Origin of the sequence: Streptomyces sp. NPDC091292 (genome assembly GCF_044757265.1) — a bacterium.
Taxonomy (GTDB): domain Bacteria; phylum Actinomycetota; class Actinomycetes; order Streptomycetales; family Streptomycetaceae; genus Streptomyces.
Genome location: NZ_JBIVUQ010000017.1, coordinates 178,909 through 189,150, shown reverse-complemented (window position 1 = coordinate 189,150; position 10,242 = coordinate 178,909). Strand labels below are relative to the sequence as shown.

The following is a 10,242-nucleotide window of genomic DNA, read 5'->3' as shown; positions in this document are numbered from 1 at the left end:
GCAGGGGGGACCCTGTGGGAGAGTAGGACACCGCCGAACTATTTTTAGGGGAAAGCCCCCGCACCTCAGGTGCGGGGGCTTTTTCGTTTTACGGGGTGATTGGCCGGCCCGTACCATCGGCCCATGGAGCACGTGATACGCGCCGTACGCGCCGATGAATGGCCGCAGGTCAAAGAGTTGCGGTTGGCCGCATTGCTGGACCCTGCGGCGCCGGTCGCCTTTCTGGAGACGTATGACGACGCCTGCCCCAAGCCGGACGTGTTCTGGCAGGGCCGTACGGCCCAGGCCGCGCAGGGTGTGGTGCAGCGGCAGTTCGTCGCGGAAGGGGCCGACGGGACCTGGGGCGGCACCGTCGTCGTTCTCATCGAGGAGCCCGGTGCGCTCGACTTCTTCGGGCGCCCTGTCATCCGGCGTCAGGCGCAGCTCGTCGGTGTGTTCGTGCGGGCCGAGCACCGCGGTACCGGACTCACCGAGGCGCTGTTCGATGCCGCGCTGGAATGGGCCTGGTCCGTGGACGGTATCGAGCGGGTACGGCTCTTCGTGCACCAGGACAACGGCCGGGCCGAGGGCTTCTACCGCAAGGTCGGCTTCGTACCGACTGGCGTGACCGTCATGGAGCCGGCAGGGCCGGGCCGGCACGAGTTGTACGACCATGAGTTGGTGATCGACAGGCCGGCTATTGACAGGCCGACTCGGGACTAGAGCCACCCGCCTGGAAACCCCGTTTTCAGACCGGGAGTTCGTCGTGGGGCCAGCGGCTGCGGCCCTGTTCGCGGGAGCGGAGCAGGGCCAGGGTCGGTAGGCCCCGGTCCGCTCCCGTCGTCAGCAGCTCCGGCAGTTGCGGAAGCGGAGCCACCGCCGCCACGTCCTCCAGGACGAACATAAGTGGTGGGTCGAGCCGACCAGAGGATGACCGTTCGGCCATGCGCCGGCCGTGCTCGACCACGCTTGAGGCCAGAGCCGTGTGCAAAGGCATGGCTCCGGGGCGGGTCCTGGGGTCTTCGACGGCTTCCCCCACCAGATAAAGCGTGCCCCCTTCGTTCACGAAAGAATCCAAGGTGAGGGCATCAGTTCGGTTCGGGGTGCACGCCTCGCGGATGTGGACCGTGAACAGGGCCGACAGCGCACGGGCCGTCAACTCCTGTGCCATGTCCCGGCGTTCCGGGTGCGCCGTGAGCGCTGCCTCCAGTTCGCCCGCCGCGCCCGACGCGGCCTTGGGATGCGTACGCAGCGCACGCACCGCCTCCTGCACCTGGCTGCCCTGGGCCCAGCGGTGGACGTGCCGGAACTGGCGGCCGTCCACGGCGGCTGCGTGCAGGAAGCTGCGCATGAGCGTATCTGCCGTGTCGGCGACCGCCGCGTCGATTTTCGCGGTGGGGCGTACGGGGGCGAGCAGGGCCTTGGCCCGGCTTGCTGCCGTGTCCCGGTCCTCGCAGCCGGCGATGGGGGACCAGTGCATACGGGCGGGGGTGTCGCAGAGGTGGGACGGGTCGTAGAGGAGGACCGGGCCGAGTTTGGCGCGGGCGTCCTTCGTCTCCTCCCAGACGGCGGGATCGGAGGTGACGACGACGGCGGGGCCCTCGGCGTCCCGTACGGCCTGGATGGCGGCCGGGTGGCGGGTGGCGGGTGGGCCGAGGAGTAGCGGGCCTCTGCGAGGTGGCGGGATCGGGGTCGTGGCCTCAGTCGGCCAGGCAGGCTGCCGTTCCACGGGTTCCACAGGTTTCACGGGTTCGACAGGTTCCACCGGTCGCGTCGGTCGCATCGATTCCGACAGTTCCGTCGGTTTCGCCAGTGCCGTAGGTTCCCTGTGCTCCTCCGGCGCAGCCACCTGCTTCGGCGCCCGCCTCATCGCCCGTACGCGTGCCACCGTCCCCAGTACGAAGACCCCCAGTACCACCAGCACCATCACCTGGCCGATGAACAGGCCCCAGAAGAGGCCGTATCCGGAGAGTTGGGCCGGTGGGGTCTCGGGCCAGGCCGCGGGGATGTCCTGCGGGGACGAGACCAGGCGGCGCATGGCCAGGGGGGTGTTGCCGAAGGTCACCGATGACGGCCAGGAGCCGTGGGCGAACAGGCCCGCCAGGCCCGTCGCCGACCACACCATGACCGTCGTGCCGAGCAGGAAGGCGAGGACGCCCACCAACAGGCCGTCGGGGACGCCTCGTTCCCGGTGTTCGGCGCCCCCGCCCCCGTACCCTGCGCGTTCCTGTCCTGGCATGTCAGGCCACCGTGGATTCCGATGAGTCGGTCAGCTGCTGTTCGACGAACGATGCCGCGCGCTCCTCCGCCTCCAGCTCCGCGGCGCGTAGGGCGTCGTCCGCCATCTCGGCCGACGACTGGGTCATCGCACGGTCCGTGAAGACGAGGGGGCGTTCCGACTCGGTGATGAGGTGTTTGACGACCTGGACGTTGCCGTTGACGTCCCAGACCGCGATGCCCGGGGTGAGCGTCGGGATGATTTCGACGGCCCAGCGGGGGAGGCCCAGGACGCGGCCCGTGGCGCGGGCCTCGTCGGCTTTCTGGGCGTAGATCGTGCGGGTGGAGGCCATCTTGAGGATCGCCGCCGCCTCCTTGGCCGCCGCTCCGTCCACCACGTCCGAGAGGTGGTGGACCACCGCCACGAAGGACAGGCCGAGTCGGCGGCCGAACTTCAGCAGGCGCTGGAACAGCTGGGCGACGAAGGGGCTGTTGATGATGTGCCAGGCTTCCTCGACCAGGAAGATGCGCTTCTTGCGGTCCGGGCGGATCCAGGTGTGCTCCAGCCAGACGCCGACGATCGCCATCAGGATCGGCATCGCGATGGAGTTGCGGTCGATGTGGGACAGGTCGAAGACGATCAGCGGCGCGTCCAGGTCGATGCCGACCGTGGTCGGGCCGTCGAACATGCCGCGCAGGTCACCGTCGACCAGCCGGTCCAGGACGAGGGCGACGTCCAGGCCCCAGGCGCGTACGTCGTCTATGGCGACGTTCATCGCCTCAGCGGACTCCGGCTCCGGGTGACGTAGTTGCTCGACGATGTCGGTGAGGACGGGCTGGCGTTCGACGATGGTCTCGTTGACGTAGGCGTGCGCGACCTTCAGGGCGAAGCCGGAGCGTTCGTCGAGGCCGTGGCCCATCGCGACCTCGATGATGGTGCGCAGCAGCGCCAACTGGCCGGTGGTGGTGATCGACGGGTCGAGCGGGTTGAGGCGGATGCCCATGTCGAGCGCCGCTGTCGGGTCGAGCCGGATGGGGGTTATTCCCAGCTCTTCCGCGATGAGGTTCCATTCGCCGACGCCGTCCTCGCCCTGGGCGTCGAGGACGACGACCTGCCGGTCGCGGAAGCGCAACTGACGCAGGACGTACGTCTTCTCCAGCGCCGACTTGCCGTTGCCGGACTCGCCGAGGACCAGCCAGTGGGGGGCCGGCAGCTGCTGCCCGTACAACTGGAAGGGGTCGTAGATGTAGCCCTTGCCGGAGTAGACCTCGCGGCCGATGATCACGCCGGAGTCGCCGAGTCCGGGTGCGGCCGTGGGCAGGTAGACCGCCTGGGCCTGGCCCGAGGAGGTGCGCACCGGCAGCCGGGTCGTCTCCACCTTCCCGAACAGGAAGGCGGTGAAGGCGTCCGTCAGGATGGACAGCGGATCCCTCATCACCACATCAGCTCCCGCATCACGGCATCAGCTCCCGCATCACCACATCAGCTCCTGTCGACCTACCTGCGGATGCCGGTCGCGAACGGCAGTGTGTTGACGAATGCCCTGTGGTGCTCGCGGTCGCACCACTCCAGCTTCAGATAGGACTTGCCCGCCGATGCGCGGATGGTGCGCTTGTCGCGGGCCAGGGACTCCGGGGAGCGCGAGGACACGGTGATGTAGCCGACGAGGTTGACGCCTGCCGCGCCGGACGCGAGGTCCTCGCCGCGCTGGTCGAGCCGGGAGTGCGCGGCGATGTCGCGGGGGTCGACGGTCCGGTTCATCTTGGCGGCGCGGCTCGCGTCGGCCTCGTCGTTGGTCTTCTCGGTGAGCATCCGCTCGATGGCGATCTCGGTGGGTTCGAGGTCCATGGTGACGGCGACCGTGCGGATCACGTCGGGGGTGTGGACGAGGAGCGGTGCGAGGAAGTTGACGCCGACCGGGGTCATCGGCCACTCCTTGACCCACGCGGTGGCGTGGCACCAGGGCGCGCGGGTGCTGGACTCGCGGGTCTTCGCCTGGAGGTACGTGGGTTCCATGGCGTCGAGTTCGGCGGGCCAGGCGTTGCGCTGGGTCATGGCCTGGAGGTGGTCGATGGGGTGGTCCGGGTCGTACATGGAGTGCACGAGGGATGCGAGGCGGCCCTGGCCGAGGGGCTGGCGGACGCGGATGTCGGCTTCCTGGAGGCGGGAGCAGATGTCGGTCAGCTCGCGGGCCATGACGACGGCGAGGCCGGCGTCGCGGTCGAGTCTGCGGCCCGCTGTGGGGCGGGCGGCGCGGGCCATGGCGTGTGCCTCGCCGGCGAGTTCGCGGCTGTAGTGCATACAGGCGACGAGGTAGGCGCGGTGCTGCTCGCTGCTGGTGGAGACCATGGACTGGAGCTGGTCGTAGGACTGCTGGAGCCAGCCGGGCGCGCGTTCGTCGCCGCGCTGGGCGACGTCCTTGGCGTGGGCGTCGGGGTCGGCGGGCAGGGTGCGGGCGAGCATCTGGAGGCGGGTGACGAAGCCGTCGCCGTTCGCGACGTGCTTCAGCAGGGTGCCGAAGCGGTCGACGAGGGCTTCCTGGTCCTCGGAGTCGCGCAGGCCGACGCCGGGGCCCTCGATCTCGATGGCCGCGGTGACGGTTCTGCGGTCGGCGTGCAGGAGGACGGCGATCTCGTCGGGGCCGAACGGCGCGGCCAGCCAGGTGATACGGCCGATGCCGGGCGGCGGCCCGACCTCGACCTCACGGCCGTCGAACCGTACGCCCGCCTCCGGGGCCTGGGAGCGGTACGTGGTGCCCTGTTTGACGCGGCGCTTGTAGCTGCGGTTGATCTCGAACCATTTGTAGAAGGTGCGGCGCTTGTACGGGACGTAGACCGCGGCCAGGGCCAGCAGCGGGAAGCCCATGAGGAGGACGATCCGCAGGGACAGGACGGGGACGAGGAGTCCGCACATCATGCCGAGGAACGCCCCGGCGATGATCAGTACGATCTCGCCGGTCTCGCGGTTGCGTCCGACGACGGCGTTCGGCCGGGCGCGGCCGATGAGATACGTCCGGCGGGGCGCGACCGGATGGGACATATGGGACACCGAGGAGTCGGTGGTCAACGCCCTTCACCTCCCGTGCGGTGGTTACTGCCCTTGCGGTTGCCCGCGTGCGGGGTGTTGATCGGGCTGCTGCGGGGTGCGGGTGCGGCGGAGGGGACAGATCCGCCGCCTCCCGTACCGCCGGCGCCCGTGCCGCGGGAGCTGTGTGCGGCCACCCCGCCGCTCGCCGGGTTCGCGGGCCGGGGCGGCTGGCCGCCGCCTTCGGCCCTGCCCCGGGCGCTGTGGGTCTTGATGCCCTGGGACACGAGGGCGGCCGGGGAGCTGATGACGGCCGCGGCCCTGTTCTCGGCACCTTGCTGGATACGGTTGTTGCGGGATCCCGCGATCTCGTCGCCGAAGCCGGGGACGAAGCGGTAGATCATCGCGCTGGCGAAGATGGCGAGCAGGATGATCGCGAGGCCGGAGATGACGGCCGAGAAGGCGTCGGGGCCGTTGTCGGAACCGCTGAGGGCGCCGGCGAGGCCGAGGACGATCACGATGACCGGTTTGACGAGGATGACGGCGATCATGATGCCTGCCCAGCGGCGGACGTGGCCCCAGAGGTTTTTGTCGACGAGTCCGGCGTAGACGACGGTGCCGAGGAGCGCTCCGACGTAGAGCAGGGCGGCTCGGATGACGAGTTCGAGCCAGAGGATGCCGGCGGCGAGGATCGACACGAGGGCGACGACGATCAGCATGATCGGGCCGCCGCCGATGTCGGTGCCCTTGGTGAGGGCTTCGGAGAAGGAGCCGAAGAACACGTCCGTCTGGCCGCCGGTGGACTTCGCGAGGACGGCGGTGACGCCGTCGGTGGCGGAGACGACGGTGTAGAGGATGAGCGGCGTGAACGCGGAGGCCAGGACCGTCAGCCAGAGGAAACCGATCGCCTCGGACAGGGCGGTGCCGAGGGGGACGCCACGGACCGCGCGCTTGGCGACGGCGAGGAGCCACAGCAGGAGCGTCAGGACGGTCGACGCGGCGAACACGACGGCGTACTGCTGGAGGAACTTGGGGTTCGTGAAGTCGACGTTCGCCGTCTCCTTCACCGCGTCGGACAGCTTGGTGACGGTCCAGGACGCGGCGTCCGCACAGCCCTTGGCCAGGGCGGCGAGGGGGTCGAGGGTGCTGGGGAGGGTGTCGGAGGGGGTGTTGGGGGAGCGGCTGGTGCCGTTGCCTCGTTCGCAGTACTGCTTGGCCGGGCCGACGATGAGGTCGCACTTGTCGTCGGAGGGCGCGGGGGTGGGGGCCGCGACGGCGCGGGTGGCCAGCAGGACGGCGGCGCCCTGGAGGGCCGTGAGTGCGGCGGCGACCTTGAGGGTGCGGCGGGTGCGGTGCGGGCTGTCGGGGCGGGTGCGCCGGCTATCGGGCATACGTGAAGCCTCCGTACTCCTGCACGGCCTTCGCGATCTCGTCGGAAGGGGAGACCTGGTTGTCGCCGTTCACGGGGGCCGGGCCGTCCTTCTGCGAGAAGCTCTCGACCTTCCAGTCGCCGTCGGACCAGCGGAGAGCGAGGGTCATGGTGAACCAGTCGCTGGTGACGGGGTTGGTGGAGTCCTCGCCCGCCGTGCCGAACACCCCGGTGCACCAGACCTCGACGGTGGCGGTGCTGTCGCTGTAGCGCGTGGCCTTCGTGCCGATGGGCATGGTGCGGGAGACGTAGGTGCGGCCGGCCGCCGCGTTGCCGTTCTCGTCCAGGCCCATGGCGGACAGGACGTCCTTGGAGTAGGCGGTGTCCAGGTTCTTCTGGAGGTCGGCGACCTTGTCGGCGACGAAGATGCGCTGGACGATGTCGCCGCGCCGGTCGGACTTGAGGATGTCGGACGACACCAGGACCACGGCGTAGTTGGCGCCCGCCGACTCCGCCCCCTGTCTGTCATGCGCGAACCCCGAAGGGATCCCCCCGTTCTTGCCGTCGACCGGCTGGGTGCCGGAGGCGTTCGTGGCGGAGGTTTTGGGGTTGTCGGTGCCGGACTTCGACGCGGGGTCGTCGCCGCCGCGGTTCGCGAAGGCGATGGCCGCGATGAGGAGGACGACGACACCGACGACGGTGACGACGCTGCGCGAGGGAGCGCGCCCGGCTCTGCGGGCGCCCCCGTACCCGTCGCCGTATCCGTCGCCGCCCCGGTCCGGCAGCCGCGTCCGGGTCTGTCCGCTGCCGCCGAACTCGTCGTTGCCGCGCCCCGGGTCATCGGTGTATCCCGCGTACCGCCCGTCGCCTCCGCCGTAGCGGGCGGATTCGCCGTCGTAGCCGTGGTCGTCACTCGGGCTCATACCGCGTACGCCCCCTCAGCGTCGTACCCAACCGCGTGGACCGCGTAGTACGACGGTAGCCGTGCTGGTTCCCGCGCGGGCGCGGTGTGGTGACTCGACATCAGGGAAACGCAACCTCAGCCGGTGGGCGCGACGGACGGGTGGGACGGGGGTGGGACGAGGGCGCGCCGACCGGGACTGACGGGCGCCGGACGCGGCGCGGCTAGACGGCCATGCCGTACACAATGGTGAAGAGCGTGCCGAGGGATCCGATGATGAAGACTCCGGTCAGGCCCGCGATGATGAGGCCCTTGCCCTGTTCCGCGCTGAAGGTGTCGCGCAGCGCCGTCGCACCGATGCGCTGTTTGGCCGCGCCCCAGATCGCGATGCCCAGGCAGAGCATGATGGCGACCGCCATCACCACCTGGATCATCACCCGCGCTTCGCTGCCCAGGCTCCCGAAGGGCCCCCAGTCCGGGGCGATCCCGCCGATGATGGTGGTGATGTCGCCCTTTTCGGCTGCCATAAGCATGTAACTCACCGCCCCTGTTGGGTAGTTCCCGCTCCTCTGCGAGTGCGCAGAGGTCACGCCTATTGTCGCCGACAATGGCGCCGACGGATGTCGACTTGGCGTCATTGATTGGCGGGTTTCGTACGAATCCCCGGGAACCGGCTCCCGCGGTGGCGTGAGACGGCATACGAAGGACCGTATGGTCACTCTGTGTATCACGCGGGGTCACGCCGGGCAATGATGGACCCCGAAACCTGTCACGTGGTTGTGTCGTTGTTCCCCTTTTACCTCTGTCCCCTTTTTGCCCCTGGCCCCTTTTTACCCTGCCCGGCTGTGAGGCGGCGTCAGAGTCCGTAGCCGAGGCCGCTGGAGAGGACGTAGGCGCACTCCGTGTACAGGTAGCCGTTGCGGATGTTCGCGGTGTCGCTGCCGGGGGTGGTGACGGAGGGGTTGTCCACAGGCTTGTGGAGGAAGTAGTACGTGCCCGGGGGCAGGCTCAGGGTCTTGCTCGGGTAGCTCCGGCCGCTCGCCTGGCAGGCGCTGCTCCGGGCGGTGATCGCGGAGCTGTACGTGGAGCAGCCGGCGCAGCGCTTCAGCTTCATGCTGCCGGTGACCGGGCCGGTGAACAGGACCTCGATCTCGTCGGGGCTGTCGTTCTTGAACGTGACGGGGATGCTGCCGCCCGGGTTGCCGGTCGACGGCAGCCGCTTGCCGGCCGCGGGATTGGTCTGGGCGATCTCGGCGGCGATGGCGATCTTCTGGGCGCGGGCCCGGTTCTTGTCGTTCTTGTAGCTGCCGATGAAGTCGTCCAGGGTGCTCTGCGCTTCCTTGAAGTCGCCGTCCTTGTACTGGTCGACACCGCAGGCGTACAGGCCGGGCGCGAGCTTCGACTCGGCGCGGGCGGCGTCCTTGTGGAGCGCGTCCGTGATGCCCGCCTTGTCGCCGGGCAGGCGGAGCGCCTGCCGGTTCAGGACGCGCAGCCGGTCGGTGGCGTCGCAGGGCTTGCCGCCCTTGATGCCCTTGGCGGCGGTGTCTATCGCGGAGCTGACGGCCGGTTCGACGCGGGCGGCGGGCTCGGACTTCGGGAAGGTGCGCAGGAGTTCGCCGAGGTTGCCGTCGGCGGCGCCCACGCTGTCGGTGACGCCGAGTTCGGTGCTGACGCCGCACTCGTACAGCGAGGTGGCGAGCCGGTCATCGGGCCAGCCGGCGAGGGAGCCGAGCCGGTCGCGGTCGATGGTGTCGGGCACGGTCCGCAGAAAGGTCAGCGGTTCGACGGCGTCGCAGTACTTCTTGTTGTCGTAGGGCGCCCCGACCGTCTTGTAGTACGTGGTCAGCCGGTCCGGTACGCGGTGGGCCGCGCGCGAGTCGGGATGGTCGTCGCCGAGGTCGCGGTAGACGGTGAGCGCCCGGCGGAGGTCGCTCTCGGCGGCATTGAACGGCCGGTCGGCGGCGCCGCTGACGAGCCGGTCGGCGGTGCCGAGCCGGTCGAGCAGCATCTGTTCGACGGCCTCGTCGTGCGCGGCGCCGTACGCCACGACACCGCCCGCCGGGACGGCGAGCAGCACGACACCCAGCACGAGGGCGATGGGGGCGCGCGGCGGCCAGTGCAGAGGCGTACGCAGCGCGCGGAAGGCGCCATGGATCGCGGCGAGCGCGAGCACGACGAGATAGCCGGCCAGCACTCCCCCGGAGACGCCGTCGACGTCGGCGGGCAGCGCGACGAACAGCAGCACGGCGGTGGCGACCCAGCAGGCGCCCATGGCGCCCCAGCGGCGCAGCAGCGCGTATCCGATGCCGAGCCCGCTGAGGTTCAACAGCGCGACGGCGGCGGCCCGCAGGGGGTCCGCGGGGCCGGAAGGCGCGGGCGGGCGGGGCGGTGGCCCGCTGTGCAGGAACTCGCCGGGGGCGAAGTCGGGGGGCAACGGGCCGCCGGGGGGCGGTCCGTAGGGGGATTGCGGGGCGTAGGGGTTGTTCTGCGCGTACGGGTTGTCCGGGGACGGCTGGAAGGACGGGGGTGGGGGCGCCTGGGGCGGTACGGACGGTGGTACGGGCGGTTGTGCGGGTGGCTCGGTGGGTGCCGGTGGCTGGGTGGGCACCCGGTCGGCCGCCGCGGCCCCCGTACCGCCGTCCCCGCTCCCGCTTTCGTGCGCGCCTTTGTTCCCGCCTTCGTTCCCGCCTGTGTTTCCGTCCTCGTTCTCAGGTCGCTGGTCCCAGACCATGACGCCTCGACTCCCCCTGG

General features: G+C 70.1%; 8 protein-coding genes. 1 reads left to right on the top strand and 7 read right to left on the bottom strand.

Features of this window, described 5'->3' with window-relative positions; genetic code table 11:
* The first annotated feature begins 123 nt into the window (after window positions 1-123).
* Window positions 124-702, top strand: a complete 579-nt coding sequence (locus ACIQNU_RS33945; RefSeq protein WP_401373703.1) for a GNAT family N-acetyltransferase — start codon at window positions 124-126, stop codon at window positions 700-702.
* A gap of 25 nt (window positions 703-727) precedes the next feature.
* Here the strand turns inward: ACIQNU_RS33945 and ACIQNU_RS33940 are convergent, their stop codons facing one another.
* From ACIQNU_RS33940 to ACIQNU_RS33910, 7 genes are all read right to left on the bottom strand, one after another.
* Entirely contained in the window at window positions 728-2,218 is a 1,491-nt protein-coding gene (locus tag ACIQNU_RS33940; protein WP_401373702.1) for a type VI secretion protein, read from the bottom strand.
* 1 nt (window position 2,219) lies between these two features.
* Window positions 2,220-3,632, bottom strand: a complete 1,413-nt coding sequence (locus ACIQNU_RS33935) for an ATP-binding protein (RefSeq protein ID WP_401373701.1) — start codon at window positions 3,630-3,632, stop codon at window positions 2,220-2,222.
* 62 nt (window positions 3,633-3,694) lie between these two features.
* A complete protein-coding gene (locus tag ACIQNU_RS33930; RefSeq protein ID WP_401373715.1) occupies window positions 3,695-5,236 on the bottom strand; it encodes an SCO6880 family protein in 1,542 nt (513 codons plus the stop codon).
* 23 nt (window positions 5,237-5,259) lie between these two features.
* Entirely contained in the window at window positions 5,260-6,612 is a 1,353-nt protein-coding gene (locus ACIQNU_RS33925) for a hypothetical protein (RefSeq protein ID WP_401373700.1), read from the bottom strand.
* Entirely contained in the window at window positions 6,602-7,513 is a 912-nt protein-coding gene (locus ACIQNU_RS33920) for a hypothetical protein (RefSeq protein WP_401373699.1), read from the bottom strand. Before ACIQNU_RS33920 ends, ACIQNU_RS33925 begins: the two co-directional genes overlap by 11 nt.
* 202 nt (window positions 7,514-7,715) lie before the next feature.
* Window positions 7,716-8,024, bottom strand: coding sequence for a hypothetical protein (locus ACIQNU_RS33915; protein ID WP_389885176.1), 309 nt, complete (start codon window positions 8,022-8,024; stop codon window positions 7,716-7,718).
* Between the two features lie 323 nt (window positions 8,025-8,347).
* Window positions 8,348-10,222: a hypothetical protein gene (locus ACIQNU_RS33910; protein WP_401373697.1), complete on the bottom strand. Its 1,875-nt coding sequence runs from the start codon at window positions 10,220-10,222 to the stop codon at window positions 8,348-8,350.
* Window positions 10,223-10,242 lie beyond the last annotated feature (20 nt).